This window comes from Amycolatopsis mongoliensis, assembly GCF_030285665.1.
Taxonomy (GTDB): Bacteria; Actinomycetota; Actinomycetes; order Mycobacteriales; family Pseudonocardiaceae; genus Amycolatopsis; species Amycolatopsis mongoliensis.
The window spans coordinates 9,139,036-9,155,721 of record NZ_CP127295.1 but is presented as its reverse complement, the minus strand read 5'-3'; the positions used below and the strand labels follow the sequence as shown (position 1 = coordinate 9,155,721).

Below are 16,686 nucleotides of genomic sequence, written 5' to 3'. Positions count from 1 at the left end.
GCATAGACGAATAGTTGTGCTAGTCTGATCCGGTCATTGCAGGGCGAGTGTTCAGGGCGATCGCCCTGGAGGAGGTCGTGATGCCGTCTCCGTCCGCCACCCGGGGTGAGGCCGTCCGGCGGCGACTGGTCGCCGCCGCCGTCGAGCTGATCCCGGAACGCGGGTGGACCGCGGTGAGTACCCGCGTGCTGGCCGAGCGGGCCGATGTCACGCCGAGCGTGGTGCATTACCACTTCTCGTCGGTGCAAGCCGTGCTGGTGGAAGCGGTGCTGGGGGCGATGCGAGCGGTGTCGGCCGAACTCGGTCCCGTGCTCGCCGCGGCGAGCACGGCGGAAGAGGTGGTCGACGCGATGGTGGCGGCGGTCGAGCAGTACACCGGCACCGACCCCATGTCGCTGTTGTTCGTCGAGGGCTATCTCGCCTCGACTCGGGACACCACGCTGCGCGCGGGCATTGCGGCGGTCCTGGCCGATCTTCGGGGCGTGCTCGGCGACCGGCTCCGGCAGTTCGGCGTGGTGGATCCGGACGGTACGGCCGTGGTGCTCGGCGCCGCGATCGACGGGTTGCTCATGCACCGCGCGGTGGCTCCGGACACGACTCCGGCCGGGGTGGCCGGAGTACTGCGGCGGATCCTCTGAAACGAAGGAGGCAGAACGGTGAAAGTCGTGGTGTGCGGAGCCGGGATCACCGGCCTGGCGGTGGCGAACAAGCTCGCGGGTGACGGAGCCGAGGTGGTGGTGCTGGAGCGGGCGCCGGCACCTCGCGAACAGGGATACATGATCGACTTCTTCGGTGCCGGCTTCGACGCGGCCGAGGACCTGGGCGTGCTGCCACGGATCCTGCAGCTGGCCTACCGGGTGGACGAGGCGAGCCTGCTCGACGAACGAGGCCGCCGTCGCGCGGGAGCGCGGTACACGACGTTCGCCCGGACACTGCGGGACCGCTTGTGCGGCATCATGCGGCCCGACCTCGAGCGGGCGCTGCGCGAGCATCTGCCGTCCACTGTGGCCCTCCGGTTCGCCGCCGGAGTGACGGGGGTCGAGGACCTGGGCGACCGCGTGCGGGTGACCGCCGGGGACCAGGTCGTCGAGGCGGACGTGCTCGTCGGCGCCGACGGGATCCACTCCGCGGTGCGGCGGCTGGTGTTCGGCGCGGACGACCAGTTCCTGCGGTACCTCGGGTTCCACACCGCGGCGTTCGTGTTCACCGACCCCGAGATCCACCACGCGGTGGGTGATCGGTTCTGCCTCACCGACACCATCGGGCGGCAGATGGGTTTCTACGGCGTGCGCGACGGCCGGGTCGCTGCCTTCGCCGTCCACCGCACCGATGATTCCCGGCTGCCCGAGGACACGAGGGCGGCGCTGCGGGAAGAATACGGTTCGCTGGGCTGGCTGGTGCCTCGCGCGCTGCGGCGGTGTCCACCGAGCGAGGCCGTGTACTACGACCAGGTCGCCCAGATCGTCATGCCCTGCTGGAGCCATGGGCGCGTCGTGCTCGCCGGGGACGCGTGCTCCGCCGTCTCGCTGATCGCCGGGCAAGGCGCCTCGCTCGGTGTCGCAGGCGCCTTCGTCCTCGGTGAACAGCTGCTGCGGAACCAGGCGGTCACCGACGCGTTCGCCGAGTACGAGCGTCTGATGCGGCCGGTGGTAGAGGAGAAGCAGCAGGTGGCCCGCCGCAGTGCCCGCTGGTTCTTGCCGGAGAGCGCTCTCCAGCTGGGGATCCGGCGTGCGGCGCTGCGGCTGGCCCGGGTTCCCGTTCTCGACCGCTACGTCGCCGGCGTCCTCGCGGGCAAGTCCACCGCGGTGGTCACGAACCTCCGCCGGGCCGCTGCCGGGGCAGCGCGGTGAACCGGATTGTCAGGTTCGTCTTCCGTGCGCCGGTCCGGTTGTACGACAGGGGATTCGGGTGGCTGCTCGGTGGGCGGTTCCTGTGCCTGACCCACCTCGGGCGGAAGTCCGGGCGGATGTACCGGACGGTGCTCGAAGTCGTCGGCCGGGACAGTGAGGAGTTCGTCGTCGTGGCCGGGCTCGGTGCGGGAGCGGACTGGTACCGCAACATCCAGGCCCATCCGCCGGTCGAGGTGGTCGTCGGGCGGAGCCGGTTCCCGGCCGAACACCGTGTCCTCGGGGAAGACGAGGCCGTCACGGTCATCGCCGGCTACGAGCACCGCCACCGCCTGGCCGGTCCGGTGGTGCGGTTCGCGCTGGGGAAGCTGCTGGGGTGGCGCTACGACGGCAGCGACCTCGCCCGCCGCCGGATGGCGCGGCAGCTGCCCCTGGTCGGGCTGCGGCCGCGATCGTAAGGCAGTCGTCAGTTGAAACTCCCTCTTCCCGTGTCAGGGTGAAACCCGAACGAGGAAAGGAAGGTGACCACGACATGACGACCGACGTAGCGGTGAAGGAGACCTCCGGAACCTGGGTGCTCCCGGAGGTCCGCCGGCTGCGCCTGGACGCGGAGCGGGTCTGGGAAGCGGCGGGAGCGCACCGCAGCCTCGCGGTCGAGCTGGAAACCGGCGCCGAACCGGACGGCCTCAACCGGGGCAAGCTGCAGCGGTGGCTCGGGGACGTCGCCGACTGCCACGCGATGGCGTACCAGGAGCTTGCCGCGGCGGCCGAAGCCCGCGGCGAAGCGCGCCGGTACCCACGTCACACTCCACAGTGGACGCGGTTGGTCGAGGAGTCTTTCGCGGCGACCCGCCGGGCGGAAGCCCACCACGAGCGGGCCGCGGCCCAGTCCGCCAAGGCGGCCGGAGACGAAGCAGCGGCCCGCCGGCACGAGATCGCCGCGGCAGAGGCAGACCGGCTTGCTCTGGCGCCGATGAAGCGCAGCGCCTGACCCGGGCACGCGGCGATTCCGACCCGCACGGCCGGCCGGATTGTACGCGGTGGCCGGGCGTCCTGCTGGCCGGGGTGCCGGCACCGCCGGCCCTCGGTGCCGGCCTGCTGTCCCATGAGGTCGGCGACTCGGTCGCGGCGATCGAAGCCGATCTCGCGGCCGAGAAGCCGCCATTGACGATCACCGTGACCGATCGCGACGGCCACCCGATCGCGGTGCTGTACGACCAGTACCGGCTGCCGGTCACCGCTGACGGGATTTCGCCCGCCATGAAGGCGGCCATCACCGCCATCGAAGACCGGCGGTTCTACGACGAGGGTGCGGTCGATCCGCGGGGGGTACTCCGGGCCCTGGTCAACAACGCCGTCGGCGGTGACGGCGACCCCGCCGCACAGCAGCGTGACCGCGAGAACTCGGTGGCCCGCAAGCTCCGGGAAGCGAAGCTGGCCGTCCGGGTCGATCGCACGATGACCAAGGACGAGATCCTGGCCGGGTACCTGAACGTCGTGCAGTTCGGCGGGACGTCTACGGGGTCGCTGCTGCGGCCGAGGCCTACTTCGGGAGGAGCGCCGCGAAGCTCACGGTCCCGCAGGCGGCCTCGCTTGCCGGAATGGTGAACAGTCCGTCGCGCTACGACCCTTACGCCCATCCCGCCGCGGCCAGAGCCCGGCGAGACATCGTCCTGGACGCGATGGCCGACGCGGGCTCGCTCCCCGTCCCGGCCGCGCGCGAGGCCAAGACCACCGAGCTGGACGTATTCCCGGGCGGCCCCCGGACCCCGGCCGGAAACTGCCTGAGCGCCACGCCCGAGGCCGGGTTCTTCTGCACTTGCGCGGTGGACTACCTCGAACGGCATGGCTTCACGGCGGATCGGCTCGCCACCGTGGGAGCGGGAAGTGGTCCTGCGGTCGTGATCGGTCGGTGTTGCGGGTGCTGAACTCGGTTTTACCCGGTCGCGCCCGGAGCCGGGTCCGACGCGCGGAAGGTACGCCGGTAGGTCGACGGGGCGACCCCCGCTTCCGCCGCCAGGTGTCGACGCAGCGAGGTGGCGGTGGCGAAGCCGACCTCGTGGGCGACTCGATCCACCGGCAGGTCGCTGGACTCCAGCAGGTGCCGCGCCCGCCGCAGCCGGTGCTGGGTCAGCCAGCGACCGGGACTCGTGCCGGTCTCCTCTCGGAAGCGCCGGGCGAAGGTACGGGTGCTCATCGCCGCGTGGGTGGCCAGTTCGTCCAGCGACAGCGGCGATTCGAGGCGCTGCAGCGCCCAGTCGCGCGTCGGCCCGGTGCCGGTCGCGCTCGCCGGCGGCACGGGCTGTTCGATGTACTGTGCCTGCCCGCCGTCCCGGTACGGCGGCATGACGCACTGGCGGGCGACCTGGTTGGCCACCTCGCTGCCGTGGTCCTGGCGCACCAGGTGCAGGCAGACGTCGACCCCGCTCGCCGCCCCGGCCGAGGTCAGCACGTCACCGTGGTCGACGAACAGCACGCCGGCATCGAGCTCGACCTGCGGGAACAGTTCCCGGAAGTAGTCGGCCAGCGCCCAGTGGGTCGTGGCCCGCCGCCCGTCCAGCAGACCAGCCGCGGCCAGCAGGAAGGCACCGGTGCAGATGGACACCAGACGGGTGTCGGGGCGCACGCGGGACAGGGCTGCGACGGCCCGCGGGTCCGGGGCGGCGGCCGAGGCCGGGGAGATCGCGTACGGGGGGATGACGAGGGTGTCCGCCTCGGGCAGTACCTCGGGGCCGTGTCCGGGGGTGATGGTCAGGTCCGCATCGGTACGTACGGGCTGTCCGTCCACGCTCGCGGACAATACCTCGTAGCGGCCACCGGCCGATCCCAGGACTCGGTGCGGGATGCCGAGTTCGAAGGGGTAGACGCCGTCGAGGACAAGGACGACGACCTTGTGGGCGTCCGGCCGCGGGCGGCGCATCCGGCGGTCGAGTTCGGTCGCGCGGTCGGCGAGGTCACGGGCCCGGGACGACGCAGCGCGGGGAAGCAGAGTGCTGCCGGCGCAGGGAACGCGGCGGACGGCAGAGTCGGGCGGCATGGCAAGAACATATCGGAAGATGACCTTCTTGCCATCGTCGCGGGTCGGGGCATCCCGCCAGGATGACGACATGACTTCGACAGACACCGCTGAACACCCCGGCTCCACGGGCACCCCGGTGATGCTCGCCCTGCACCAAACCGCCCTTGGTGGCCCCGAGGTCCTGCGGCTGACCGAGCTTGCGCGGCCCGCGCCCGGCCCGGGAGAGATCCTTGTCGCCGTGCACGCGGCCGGACTCAACCCCACAGACTTCAAACACCGCGCTCACACCATCTTCCTGCCGCCACCGCCGATGACCCTGGGGTGGGACGTCTCCGGCACCGTGGTGGAGACCGGCGTCGGCGTCACCCTGTTCCGGCCCGGTGACGAGGTGTTCGGCATGCTGCCTTACCCCTACGGCGCCGGTTCCCACGCGGAGTACGTGACCGGTCCCACCCGCGCCTTCGCGGCCAAGCCCGCCGGGATCGACCACGTCCAGGCGGCCGCTCTGCCGCTGGCCGCGCTCACCGCCTGGCAGGCTCTCGTCGACACCGCGGGCCTGCGGGCGGGGCAACGGGTGCTGATCCACGCCGCGGCCGGCGGTGTCGGTCATCTCGCGGTCCAGATCGCCAAGGAGCGCGGCGCGCAGGTCACCGGGACCGCGAGTGCGGCCAAACATGACTTCCTGCGCGAGATCGGCGTGGATGCCTGCATCGACTACCGCACTGAGGACTTCACCGACACCGAACAGCGGTACGACGTCGTCCTCGACGCCCTCGGCGGGGAAACCGCGACCCGTTCGGTGGGTGTGCTCCGTCCCGGTGGAGTCCTGGTGTCCCTGGTGCCGGACGCCGAAGGCACCCAGGCCGCCGCGGAGAAGGCGCATGTCCGCGCCGTCACCCTGCTCGTCGAGCACGACCAGGCCGGGATCCGCGCTGTCGCCCGACTCGCTGACCGGGGAAAGCTCCGCGCGCACGTCTCCGGCACCTTCCCCCTCGCCGAAGGCGCCCGGGCTCACACCCTGGGAGAGACCGGACACACCACGGGCAAACTGGTCATCACCGTGCGCTGACCCCGATGGCTCGGCCATCGCCTCATTCCGCGTCACAGTCAGCTCGGGAACGGAGCCAGTATCGGGCCCGTCCCTGAGCTGGTGATCTCCGACAGGCTCGCCGCCTCCTGCCCGACGCCCTCAACCATCCATAGTGGACTGGTGAGACCTGTGGTCAGCGCATCACCACCTGAGCACGTTCACCGTACGAGGTTGAGCACATTCAGGCGTACGCCGACACGCTGCGATGTCTGGCCTCGCGCTGATCGACCAACAGGCGGTGAGCCCGCGCTGGAACGGCTGCGGTCGGGTCTGTGAAACGAACGGTGTAACTCGGGTTGCAGGGAACTACTTGCGTCCAGCGGCCAGGCAGCCGTCGAAGGCGATCTCGAACGCGTTCAACGCGGGTTTCCACCGCATCGTCCAGCGTTTGCGCCGGCGCCGATCGGGTCCAGGCTCATGATCGCCGTGCTGACACCTTGAACCAAGCAGCCTGCTCGTTCGGGAAGTGCCCACGGGCTTTGGCGGCTCGGCGGATGCGGGCGTTGACGCTCTCGATCGCGTTGGTCGAGCAGATCACCCGCCGGATCTCCGGATCAAACGCCAGGAACGGCCCGGGGTTGCCGGAACATCCAGGCGACGTGGGGTGCGGTTCGGGGGTCGGGAGCGCGTCGTCGTAGCCGACGGCCCCATCGGGCGTCGGCAGGGTTGGGGTGGGGGCCGGCGTCGACGAGGCGGTACCCGTAGGGCGGTCGTCCGCCGAGGTAGCGGCCTTGGTGGGTGGCCCGGTTGTGCGTCGCGGCCAGGACGCGGTGGCGGGCGCGGAGGACTTCGCGCTGTGACTGGGTGGCCAACAGCGACAGTAGCGGTCGGTGGTCGCGGTTGCCGAGGTCGACTGGGCCGCTTGTTTCGGGGAGCCACAGCTGGATGCCGTGCCGGATGCACCAGGTGCAGGATGGCGAATGGGGTTCCGGTGAAGGCGCGTTCGTACTCGCCGACCACGATGGCATCGATCGAGGGCTCTGGGCCGGAGATGGTGGCCATCAGCTGGGCGCCTTGAGGTCGCTGCGGCCAGGGGATGCGGCGTGAGGTGCCGGCGTCGAAGTAGGCGGCGACGATCTGGCCGTGTCCGGCGATGAGGTGCTCGGCCATGTCGCGCTGCCAGCCTTGTGACGACACGCGGTCTTGATGGCGCGTGGCTGACGTGCGGCCGCAGAAGGCGAACCGCAACCCGCCGCTGACCTGCGCTGGGGGACAGGTGCGGGTGGACCTGCCGGTGGCCATCCACTGCGCGAGCAGGTCGGCCGTGCCGGCGGAGGGGCCGGCCACTTGAGGCGAGGATACGTGGGGTGGGGTCACGCTGGACGGATGTCGCGGCCGCCGGGTCATGACGACGGGCTCCGAGCCGTTCATCCGCTCAGGCAGTCACGACCCGCCTACGCCTGTATAACGTCCTATGCAGCGACGCTTCGCGTCGCCGTTGCTCCTTGCCGAAAGCCTACCGTCGTCGCTGCCGCGGCTACGTCGGCGACATGGACGGTCGCCACCATCGCGACCGAACGGCTGCGGGTGCACTGACGGGTCTTGAGGCGCGGTCATCGCCGCATTGGCAGACATCGGCTGCGTGGGTCGCTGTCCGAGCGGACTTCGACATCGCTGGGCTTGCCCACGTGGGCAAGCTGCTGGCGGCGTGCCCTCGCGCGCGTCCACGGAGGATGGGTGCGTGCGACTGCAGCCGGTCGGCTAACGCGGCCGGGGTCGAGACACCGTTGAGCGTGGTGCGGGCAGACAGGCCTTGGGATACCTCGCCGGCAGATGCGATGACCGCGGCCGGCATACCGGCAGGCCCCGGAGCTTCTGCCGGCGCGATCGGTCGACGGCCGGTGATGGCCGGCAGACCCTTGGCAACCCTTGACAAGCTTGCGCAATATCGTCATTCTCCTTGCAGCCGGTCGCTCAAGGAGGAGTTCATGGGGGCAACCCTGACGGATGTCGCGAAGCAGGCAGATGTCGCGCTTTCGACCGCATCGAGGGCGTTCAGTGATCCGGGCCGGCTTGGCCCGGACACCTTGCGCAAAGTTCTCTCGGTTGCGCAAGAGCTGGGCTACTCTCCGGCTCCTCGGGTCGTCGAACCGGTCGCCGACGCCAGTGCCACCATCGCTGTCGTCGTCCCGGACATCGCCAATCCGGTGTTTTCCGCGTTCGTGAAGTCCGCGCAGGGGCAGAGCTGGCGGAGCCGGCACACCGTGGTCCTGGCCGACACCGACTTCAATCCGGATCGCGAGCGCGAGGCCATCGAGCACCTCCGGGACCGGGTCGACGGGATCGTCGTCTGTTCGTCGCGGCTCGAGGCGGACGAAGTCCTGGACCTGTGCGGGCGGGTGCCGGTCGTGCTGGTCAACCGCGAGGCGGCCGGAGCGGACTGCATCGTCGCCGACGCCACGGACGGCTTGCGCCAGACCGTGGACTACCTGACCGCGTTGGGTCACCGGCGGATCGCCTATGTCCAGGGCTCAGCGCATTCCTGGTCCAACGGCCATCGTGTGCAGCTGATCCGGGCGCTCGCCGAGGAATACGACCTGCAGCTCGAAATGCTCGGCTGGCAGACCGAGACCGTGGCCGGTGGGAGTGCTGCGGCCGCCAGGGTGGTCGCCTCCGGGGCGTCCGCCGTGATCGCCCACAACGACCTCGTCGCGCTGGGCCTGATCGCCGGCGCCCGCGCGCTCGGCGTGCGGGTCCCCGACGACCTGTCCGTCGTGGGTGCGGACGACATCCCGTTCGCCACGGTCGCCGAGCCGAGCTTGACGAGCATCTCGGTACCGCTCGCCCGCGCGGGCGAGCTGAGCCTGGAAGTGCTGATCCGGGCGGTCGCAGGGGAGCGGCCGACCCCGCGCACCGTGCGGCTGCCCACTCACCTGGTCGTCCGGTCCTCGACCGGTCCGCTGGGCGCGCGCCCGAACACGGAGATCCTGGAGACGGCATGAAGATCGTGATCGCCGATACGAACTTGGCTTCGGTGCGTGCGGAACTGGAAGCAGGTTTTCCGCCGGGTTCGGCCACACTCTGGCCGGATCCCCGCGACAGCGCGGCTGTCGAGGCGGCCGTCGCGGACGCTGAGGTCCTGGTGTCGAGTCGATGCTCCTCCGCGACAGCCGCCGCGGCCAAGAACCTGCGCCTGGTGCACGCCGCGGGCGCCGGAGTCGACGGGATCGACGTCGCCGCACTGGTGCCGGGCACGATCGTCGCCAACACCCATCACCACGAGGATTCGATCGCCGAGTACGCGGTCGCCGCGGCGATCCTTCTTCGCCGTGGGTTCCTCGCCCAGGACGAAGCGCTTCGCCGTGATGAATGGGCGTCCCCCGTCTACCGATCCGATGCGCCATGGCGTGACTCGCTCGGCGCGGCAACCGTCGGATTCATCGGATTCGGCCACATCGGCGCACAGGCGTGGTCCCGGTTTCGCGCGTTCGGAGCGCGAGGTGTCGCCGTGACGCGCAGCGGTGACGTCGACGCCGTCGCCTTCGGGCTGGACTGGTCAGGGGCCATCGACGACCTCGGCAGCCTGCTGGAAACCGCGGACGTGATCGTGGTCAGCGTCCCGCTCACCGCGGCGACGACCGGCCTGATCGGCGCCGACGAACTGGCCCGCACGCAGGCCGGCACCGTCGTGATCAACGTTGGCCGCGGCCCGGTCATCGATGAGCGGGCCCTCTACGAAGCGTTGCGGGACAAGGTGATCGCCGCGGCTGCGCTCGACGTCTGGTACGGCTATCCCGAGCACGGGGCGACCACGCCGCCGGCAGCGCTGCCGTTCCGGGATCTGCCGAACGTGTTGATGACCCCGCATTCGTCCGGGCTGACCCGGCAGACTTTCGCGGGGCGTGCGGCGGACATCGCGGCCAACGTCCGGCGGCTCGCGGCGGGAGAGCCACTGACCGGTGTCGTGGCGGTGGCGGAATGAGCGACCGCATCGTCTCCGCGGAAGTCCTGGTCACCAGTCCCGGCCGCAACTTCGTCGCCCTGAAGATCACCACCGCCGACGGCGCGGTCGGCTGGGGGGACGCCACCCTCAACGGCCGTGAACTCGCTGTCGCCGCCTACTTGCGCGACCACGTCTGCCCGATCCTGCTCGGCCGTGACGCCGCCCGGATCGAGGACACCTGGCAGTACCTCTACCGCGGCGTCTACTGGCGCCGTGGCCCGGTCACCATGGCCGCCATCGGCGCGGTCGACCTCGCGCTGTGGGACATCAAGGGCAAGATCACCGGTCAGCCGGTCTACCAGCTGCTCGGCGGCGCGGTCCGGGACCGGGTCCTGTCCTACACACACGCCACCGGATGGGACGTGCCCGCGCTCGCCGACGCCGTCGACGCCGTCCGCGCTCGGGGCTTCCGGGCGGTCCGCGTGCAGACCGGCGTGCCCGGCCTCGACTCCGTGTACGGCGTGACGAAGGACGGTGCGCCGTACGAGCCGGCGGGCCGCGGCAACGCACCCGCCGAAGAGGTGTGGGACACCGAGGCTTACCTGCGGCACGCACCGGGCGCGCTGGCCGAGATCCGGACCCACGTCGGGCCCGACCTGGCGCTCCTGCACGATGCCCACCACCGGCTGACTCCCATCCAGGCGGCGCGGCTCGGGAAGGCGCTGGAACCGGTCGACCTGTTCTGGCTGGAGGACGTCACCCCCGCGGAGAACCAGGAGGTGCTGCGCCGGGTCCGCGCGCACACCACCACGCCACTGGCGATCGGCGAGGTCTTCACCACGATCTGGGAGTACCAGCAGCTCATCACCGAGCAGCTGATCGACTTCGTCCGGGCGGCTGTCTCCCACGCAGGCGGGATCACCCACCTGAGGAGGATCGCCGCACTCGCCGAAGTGTGGCAGATCCGCCTCGCACCGCACGGACCGTCCGACGTCTCGCCGGTCGCACTGGCCGGGTCCCTGCACGTCGGCCTCGCGACACCGAACTTCGCGATCCAGGAGTACATGGGCTACCCGGACGTGGTGCACGAGGTCTTCCGGCACGACTGGACGTATGCCGACGGCCACCTCCATCCCGGAGAAGCGCCGGGCCTGGGCGTCGACGTCGACGAGACCCTGGCCGCCCGGTTCCCCTACGAGCCCGCCTATCTTCCCGTCGCGCGGCGGCGCGACGGAACCCTGACCGATTGGTGATGCCGTGCTGCCCCGTCTCTCCGCCGGGTCCACCCCGCCGACGGCCCTGTCGCACCGCCGGGGAAACCTCCCGACCGGGATCGTGCACCTGGGTCTCGGCAACTTCCACCGCGCGCACCAGGCCGTGCACACCGCCGCCGCGCTCGCGGCAGAGGACGGCCCCTGGGGCATCCTCGGTGTCGCGCGCGGTTCCACCGCGGTCGCCGATGCCTTGCGTGAGCAGGACATGCGGTACGCCGTCGTCGAGATCTCGCCCGCGGCCACCCGGGTCAGCGTCCCGGCCGTGCACACCGGCGCGCTCGTCGCGGGTCACCAGCCCGGCGAGGTCGTGCAGGCGCTGGCCGCACCCGCTACCCGGATCATCACCCTGACCGTCACCGAACACGGGTACACCTTCGACCCGCGTTCCGGTCGGCTCGACCGAGGCCATCCCGACCTCGCCGCGGACCTGCGCGACTGGTCACACCGGCCCGCACCGCGCACGACGCTCGGCCTGCTCGTGCGCGGCCTGCAGCACCGTGCACGGTCACACGGTGCGCCGGTCACGATCATGAGCTGCGACAACCTCATCCACAATGGACAGCTCACGAGCCGGCTGATCGCGGAATTCGTGGCCGAGCTGCCCCCGGCCGAACGTGACGAGCTCGAGCCCTATCTGAACGCCGTCGCGTTCCCCGACGCCATGGTGGACCGGATCGTCCCGGCCACCACCGACGCCTACCGGCACACGGTGGCCGCGCAGCTCGGGGTCCGGGACGCGGTGCCCGTGCCGGCGGAACCGTTCAGCATGTGGGTCATCGAAAACTCCTTTGCGGCGGGACGACCGGCCTGGGAGCGCGGTGGCGCCTTGTTCACCGATGACGTGGGTCCCTACGAGTTGCTGAAACTCCGGCTGCTCAACGGAACCCACTCGCTGATCGCCTACCTGGGTGCGCTCGACGGGTGCGCCACCATCCCCGAGTCGATTGCGCGCCGGGCGATCCACGGCGCGGCGACGTCGGTCCTGCGCGATGAATACCTGCCGACCGTGCCCGTGCCGCCGGACATCGATCTCGAGCAGTACGTGGCGCAGCTGTTCGACCGGTGGTCGAACTCGGCACTGGCCCACCGCACCCGGCAGGTCGGCTCCGACGGCTCGGTCAAGCTCGCCCAGCGCGTTCCCGCTCCCGCGTTGACCCACCTGAAAGCAGGGCGCGTCCCGCATCACCTCGCCCTCACCGTGGCGGCCTACCTCTGCTGCATGGCGCCACCGGAGGACTTCGACCCCGGTCCGCACGCGACGGCGATGACGGACCCGGCGCGCACTGTCCTGGCCCCGTTCGCCGCGCTGCCGACGCGCGCGTTCGTCACCGAGGCGCTCGGCACCGGCCTGCTGGGCAGTGAACTGTCCGCACACGACGCGTTCGCCGAGCGCGTCGCGGAGTTTGTCGACGTTCTCGTCCGGCACGGCGTGGCGGCCGCGGTGCACGAGGCCACCGACGAGCTCAGCGAACCCGTTTCGACCCGCTGGACAGCGATGAGGACGCGACCATGACGACCATTCCGGGTAGTACGCGGGCCGCGGTGTTGCACGGTCCCGAAGACCTGCGCATCGAGCGCGTCCCGCTGCCGCCGCTGGGCCCCGGCGACGTCCTCGTCGCCGTGGACGCGGTCGGTGTCTGCGGCTCCGACATGCACTACTTCGCCGACGGCCGCAACGGCGGAAACGTGCTGAAGCGGCCGACCGTGCTCGGGCACGAAGCATCCGGGGTCGTCACGGCCGCGGGCCCGGCCCAGAGCACGCGGCTACCGGTCGGCACCCGCGTCGCCATCGAACCCGCGATCGGCTGCGGTGACTGCCCGACCTGCCGCTCCGGGCGGTACAACCTCTGCCCCGCGGGCACCTGCCTCGGGTCACCGCCCACCGGCGGCACCATCGCCGAACACGTGGTGGTTCCCGGGCGGGCCGTGCACCGTCTGCCCGACGAGATCGGCACCGAACTCGGTGCCCTGATCGAGCCCCTGGCGGTCGCGGTGTGGGCGGTACGACGCGCTGAAGTCCGCTTCGGCCACCGTGTCCTGGTCACCGGCGCCGGGCCGATCGGCATCCTGGTGGCTCAGGTCGCCCGCGCCGCCGGAGCGACCGACGTCGTCGTCACCGACGTCAACGACGACCGGCTGGCCAAAGCGTCCGCACTCGGCGCGACCGCGACCGTGAACACCGCGACGCGTCAACTCGGCCTGCCGCCCATGGACCGGCTGGTCGAATGCTCCGGTCACCCCGGTGCACTCCGGCAAGGCATCCAGGCGCTGGGGCCCGGTGCCCGCGCCACCGTCGTCGGCCAGGCTCCGCCGACCGTCGACGGCCTGCCGCTGGCGTACCTGCAGCGCTGGGAGATCGACCTGAGCACCGCTTTCCGCTACGCCCACGCCTTCCCGGCCGCGATCGCGCTCGCCGCGTCCGGCCGGGTGGACCTGGCCGGGATCCTGACCGGCCGGTTCCCGCTCGACCACACCGCCACCGCGCTCCGCGCGCCGGGCCAGGATCCCCGCCACCTCAAGGTGGTCATCCGGCCGACGACCTGATCCTCCCCGTCCGTCCGCCCGAACAGGGCAACGATTCCATCCGAGGAAGTATGGACATCACCGACAGCACCGGCGCCACCGTCTCATCCGGACAGCCCGTGTCGCAGAACCCGCCGCCCACCGCGGTCCGCCGCGCAGCCTGGGCCGGCCTCATCGGCACGGCCCTCGAGCAGTACGACTTCGTCATCTACGGCACGGCGTCGGCTCTCGTTTTCTCGAAACTGTTCTTTCCCAACATCTCGGCCGCGGCAGGCATCCTCGCGAGCTTCAGCGCGTACGCCGTCGGCTTCGCGGCCCGGCCGCTCGGGGGGCTGTTCTTCTCCCGCTACGGCGACCGGCTCGGGCGCAAGTGGGTGCTGATCGCCACGCTGCTGCTGATGGGCGGTTCGACGCTCGCGATCGGCCTGCTGCCCACCTACCCGCAGGTCGGCATCCTGGCGCCGGCGCTGCTCGTCCTATGCCGCTTCTTCCAGGGGTTCGGGGCGGGAGCCGAGCAGTCCGGCGGCGCGACCCTGCTCACCGAGACCGCCCGCATCGGCCGGCGCGGCCGGCTGGCCTCCCTGGTCATGACCGGCGCGGCACTGGGCACCGCCCTTGGCGCCCTGGCCTGGATCCTCGTCCAGCTCCTGCCGGACGAGGCCCTGATGAGCTGGGGGTGGCGGCTGGTCTTCCTCTCCAGCCTCTTCGTCACCATCGCCGCAATGATCATCCGGCGCAAGCTTGCCGAGAGCCCGGTGTTCCAGGAGCTCAAGCAGCAGCACGCCGAGCCACGCAAACCGGTGGGCGAGATCTTCCGCCACGGCAAGCGGCCCATGTTCCTGGTGCTGCTCATGAACGTCGGAGTCAGCGCGCAGTCCTACACCTACCAGGTCTTCATGGCCTCGTACCTGGTCTCCTCGGTAGGCGTGAGCAAGCAGTTCGTGCCCAAGGTGCTGCTCGTCGGCGCGATCTGCGGCGGTATCGCGGCCATCGGCTTCGGCGTCCTGTCCGACCGGATCGGCCGCAAACCCGTCTACTCGGCGATCGTCACCGCCCTCGTCCTGCTGCCCGGGCCCTCGTTCATCGCCCTGAACACCGGCTCGCCGATCGCCATCCTGGTCACCATGGTGGTCGGCTTCATCCTGGCCGGCCAGGGCGCGGTGGGGGTCCAGATGAGCTACTTCCCGGAGCTGTTCGGCAACCGCTACCGCTACGCGGGCGTCACCCTCGGCCGTGAGTTCTCCTCCGTGCTGGGCGGCGGCGTGGCTCCGCTGATCTGCACGGCCCTGATCAGTGCCTTCGCCGGGTCCTGGGTACCGGTCGCGATCTACATGATGGTCATGATGGGCATCAGCCTGGTCGCCGCCCGGTTCGCCCCGGAAACCCGGGACCGCGACCTGACTGTCCCCGAGGACGCCACGGAAGCCGTGGTGCGGCCGTGACGGGCGCGTTGCTGAGCCGGCCGTCCCCGAGTGACGCACTGCTGCGCAGCGGGGTGGTCGCCATCCTGCGGGCGCATTCGCCTGTCTCCTTGCTCCCGGCGGCGCGCGTCCTGCACGACGAGGGAGTTGGTGTCCTCGAGCTCACCCGGACGACACCGGGCGCGCTCGAGGCCCTGACCACGCTGCGTCGTGAACTCGGCGAAGCCGCCGACATCGGGATGGGCAGTGTCCGCGGAGGCGATTTCGCTCGCCGGTGTGTCGAGGCTGGAGCGTCCTTTCTGGTCAGCCCGGTGTTCGACGCGGAGGTGCTCCGGGTCGGTCTCGCGGCCGGTGTCCCCGTCTACCCGGCGGGGATGACGCCCAGCGAGCTGGTCACGGCGTGGGATGCCGGAGCCGCTGCCGTGAAGCTCTTCCCCGCCTCGACCGTCGGACCGGGGCATCTGAAAGCCGTCCGCGAGCCGGTCCCCGAGCTACGGGTGATGGCGACCGGCGGGATCGCGCTGGAGGACGTCGGGGCCTGGCTGCGGGCCGGTGCGCTCGCCGTCGGTCTCGGTGGTGTCCTCCTGGGCGATGCGCTGGCCGGCGGCGATCTCGACGCGCTCGCCGGCCGCGCCCGGTGGGCACTGGGAGCGGCGGCGGGAGCCCGATGAGCCGACGCGGAGTCGTGACCCTCGGCGAGACGATGGGTCTGCTGACCGCGGACGCTGTCGGGCACCTGCAGCACGTGCCGACCATGACGCTGGGCGTCGGCGGCGCGGAAAGCAATGTGGCCATCGCGCTGGCCCGGCTCGGCACGCCGGTGAGCTGGATCGGCCGGCTCGGTGCGGACTCGATCGGCGACAAGGTCGTCCGTGAGCTCACCGCGGAACGAGTCGACGTCCACGCCCACCGGGACCCGGTCGCACCCACCGGGTTGATGCTCAAGGAACGTCCACCGGGCGGAGCCACCCGGGTTTGGTACTACCGCGCGCACGGGGCCGGCGCGCGGCTGTCGCCCGCCGACGTGGACACCGACCTGATCGCGGGAGCCGCACTGCTGCACGTCACGGGAATCACGCCGGCGCTGGGCGAAAGTCCCGCCGCAGCCGTGCGCAAGGCCGTCGACATCGCCCGATCCGCCGGCGTCACCGTCTCGGTCGACGTCAACTACCGCTCGGCGTTGTGGACGCCCGAAGCAGCAAGGCAGGTGCTCCGCGAGCTGGTCACCGACGCGGACATCGTCTTCGCAGGCGACGACGAGGCGCGGCTCCTGCTCGGCACCGATACCGGAAGTGCCGTCGAACTGGCCGACGGACTCGCGGCACTGGGGCCGGCGGAAGCGGTGCTGAAACTGGGCGCCGACGGCGCGTTGGCCAGAGCTGGCGGGCGGATCCACGAACAGGCGGCCTTCCCGATCAGGCCGGTGGACCCGGTCGGCGCGGGTGACGCCTTCGTCGGCGCCTATCTCGCCGAGCGCCTCGCCGGCCGTGACATCGCCACCCGCTTGGAAACGGCCGCAAGAGCGGGCGCCCTGATGTGCACAGTCCCCGGCGACTGGGAAGCCCTGCCGACGCGCGCAGCCCTGTCGGTGTCGGAGACGTCCGATGTGATCCGCTGAACCCGAATCGA

Annotated in this window: 15 protein-coding genes and 3 pseudogenes; 16 read left to right on the top strand and 2 right to left on the bottom strand. The window is 71.0% G+C overall.

The window, feature by feature from the left end:
- Window positions 1–80: 80 nt before the first annotated feature.
- From QRX60_RS43865 to QRX60_RS51680, 5 genes and pseudogenes are all read left to right on the top strand, one after another.
- Entirely contained in the window at window positions 81–638 is a 558-nt protein-coding gene (locus tag QRX60_RS43865; RefSeq protein WP_285997377.1) for a TetR/AcrR family transcriptional regulator, read from the top strand.
- A gap of 18 nt (window positions 639–656) precedes the next feature.
- Window positions 657–1,850: an FAD-dependent monooxygenase gene (locus QRX60_RS43860; protein ID WP_285997376.1), complete on the top strand. Its 1,194-nt coding sequence runs from the start codon at window positions 657–659 to the stop codon at window positions 1,848–1,850.
- Complete coding sequence (locus QRX60_RS43855; RefSeq protein WP_285997375.1) at window positions 1,847–2,305, top strand: nitroreductase family deazaflavin-dependent oxidoreductase; 459 nt, start codon at window positions 1,847–1,849, stop codon at window positions 2,303–2,305. The genes QRX60_RS43860 and QRX60_RS43855 overlap by 4 nt, the downstream gene beginning before the upstream one ends.
- 74 nt (window positions 2,306–2,379) lie before the next feature.
- A complete protein-coding gene (locus QRX60_RS43850; protein WP_285997374.1) occupies window positions 2,380–2,838 on the top strand; it encodes a hypothetical protein in 459 nt (152 codons plus the stop codon).
- Between the two features lie 74 nt (window positions 2,839–2,912).
- Window positions 2,913–3,775 (top strand): annotated as a pseudogene (locus tag QRX60_RS51680) (transglycosylase domain-containing protein).
- A gap of 8 nt (window positions 3,776–3,783) precedes the next feature.
- On the opposite strand, the gene QRX60_RS43840 reads toward QRX60_RS51680, so the two are convergent.
- On the bottom strand, window positions 3,784–4,884 hold the full coding sequence (locus QRX60_RS43840; protein WP_408630177.1) for a GlxA family transcriptional regulator: 1,101 nt from the start codon (window positions 4,882–4,884) through the stop codon (window positions 3,784–3,786).
- Between the two features lie 121 nt (window positions 4,885–5,005).
- On the opposite strand from QRX60_RS43840, the gene QRX60_RS43835 reads away from it, so the two are divergent.
- Window positions 5,006–5,935: an NADP-dependent oxidoreductase gene (locus QRX60_RS43835; RefSeq protein ID WP_286003822.1), complete on the top strand. Its 930-nt coding sequence runs from the start codon at window positions 5,006–5,008 to the stop codon at window positions 5,933–5,935.
- 327 nt (window positions 5,936–6,262) lie between these two features.
- Here the strand turns inward: QRX60_RS43835 and QRX60_RS43830 are convergent.
- Window positions 6,263–6,527 (bottom strand): annotated as a pseudogene (locus QRX60_RS43830) (transposase); the annotation flags it as partial.
- 582 nt (window positions 6,528–7,109) lie between these two features.
- Between QRX60_RS43830 and QRX60_RS43825 the strand changes: the two are divergent.
- The 10 genes and pseudogenes from QRX60_RS43825 (at window position 7,110) to QRX60_RS43785 (ending at window position 16,675) form a co-directional block, all read left to right on the top strand.
- Window positions 7,110–7,247: a hypothetical protein gene (locus QRX60_RS43825; protein WP_286003887.1), complete on the top strand. Its 138-nt coding sequence runs from the start codon at window positions 7,110–7,112 to the stop codon at window positions 7,245–7,247.
- A 199-nt stretch (window positions 7,248–7,446) separates the two neighbouring features.
- Window positions 7,447–7,740, top strand: a pseudogene (locus QRX60_RS51675) (DUF2399 domain-containing protein); the annotation flags it as partial.
- A 144-nt stretch (window positions 7,741–7,884) separates the two neighbouring features.
- Entirely contained in the window at window positions 7,885–8,898 is a 1,014-nt protein-coding gene (locus QRX60_RS43820) for a LacI family DNA-binding transcriptional regulator (protein ID WP_285997372.1), read from the top strand.
- A complete protein-coding gene (locus tag QRX60_RS43815; RefSeq protein WP_285997371.1) occupies window positions 8,895–9,878 on the top strand; it encodes a 2-hydroxyacid dehydrogenase in 984 nt (327 codons plus the stop codon). The genes QRX60_RS43820 and QRX60_RS43815 overlap by 4 nt, the downstream gene beginning before the upstream one ends.
- A complete protein-coding gene (manD, locus tag QRX60_RS43810) occupies window positions 9,875–11,092 on the top strand; it encodes a D-mannonate dehydratase ManD (RefSeq protein WP_285997370.1) in 1,218 nt (405 codons plus the stop codon). The genes QRX60_RS43815 and manD overlap by 4 nt, the downstream gene beginning before the upstream one ends.
- A 4-nt stretch (window positions 11,093–11,096) precedes the next feature.
- On the top strand, window positions 11,097–12,626 hold the full coding sequence (locus QRX60_RS43805) for a mannitol dehydrogenase family protein (protein ID WP_285997369.1): 1,530 nt from the start codon (window positions 11,097–11,099) through the stop codon (window positions 12,624–12,626).
- A gap of 29 nt (window positions 12,627–12,655) precedes the next feature.
- A complete protein-coding gene (locus QRX60_RS43800) occupies window positions 12,656–13,657 on the top strand; it encodes an alcohol dehydrogenase catalytic domain-containing protein (protein WP_285997368.1) in 1,002 nt (333 codons plus the stop codon).
- Between the two features lie 50 nt (window positions 13,658–13,707).
- Complete coding sequence (locus tag QRX60_RS43795) at window positions 13,708–15,078, top strand: MFS transporter (RefSeq protein WP_285997367.1); 1,371 nt, start codon at window positions 13,708–13,710, stop codon at window positions 15,076–15,078.
- Window positions 15,075–15,728, top strand: coding sequence for a bifunctional 4-hydroxy-2-oxoglutarate aldolase/2-dehydro-3-deoxy-phosphogluconate aldolase (locus tag QRX60_RS43790; RefSeq protein WP_285997366.1), 654 nt, complete (start codon window positions 15,075–15,077; stop codon window positions 15,726–15,728). The genes QRX60_RS43795 and QRX60_RS43790 overlap by 4 nt, the downstream gene beginning before the upstream one ends.
- Window positions 15,725–16,675: a sugar kinase gene (locus QRX60_RS43785; RefSeq protein ID WP_285997365.1), complete on the top strand. Its 951-nt coding sequence runs from the start codon at window positions 15,725–15,727 to the stop codon at window positions 16,673–16,675. The genes QRX60_RS43790 and QRX60_RS43785 overlap by 4 nt, the downstream gene beginning before the upstream one ends.
- Window positions 16,676–16,686: the final 11 nt, after the last annotated feature.

What these genes read in the sequence shown, in the direction of transcription:
- QRX60_RS43865 (WP_285997377.1), top strand. Translation starts at nt 81, where the DNA reads ATGCCGTCTCCGTCCGCCACCCGGGGTGAGGCCGTCCGGCGGCGACTG.
- QRX60_RS43785 (WP_285997365.1), top strand. Translation starts at nt 15,725, where the DNA reads ATGAGCCGACGCGGAGTCGTGACCCTCGGCGAGACGATGGGTCTGCTG.
- QRX60_RS43835 (WP_286003822.1), top strand. Translation starts at nt 5,006, where the DNA reads ATGCTCGCCCTGCACCAAACCGCCCTTGGTGGCCCCGAGGTCCTGCGG.
- QRX60_RS43815 (WP_285997371.1), top strand. Translation starts at nt 8,895, where the DNA reads ATGAAGATCGTGATCGCCGATACGAACTTGGCTTCGGTGCGTGCGGAA.
- QRX60_RS43850 (WP_285997374.1), top strand. Translation starts at nt 2,380, where the DNA reads ATGACGACCGACGTAGCGGTGAAGGAGACCTCCGGAACCTGGGTGCTC.
- QRX60_RS43795 (WP_285997367.1), top strand. Translation starts at nt 13,708, where the DNA reads ATGGACATCACCGACAGCACCGGCGCCACCGTCTCATCCGGACAGCCC.
- manD (WP_285997370.1), top strand. Translation starts at nt 9,875, where the DNA reads ATGAGCGACCGCATCGTCTCCGCGGAAGTCCTGGTCACCAGTCCCGGC.
- QRX60_RS43840 (WP_408630177.1), bottom strand. Translation starts at nt 4,884, where the DNA reads ATGCCGCCCGACTCTGCCGTCCGCCGCGTTCCCTGCGCCGGCAGCACT.
- QRX60_RS43820 (WP_285997372.1), top strand. Translation starts at nt 7,885, where the DNA reads ATGGGGGCAACCCTGACGGATGTCGCGAAGCAGGCAGATGTCGCGCTT.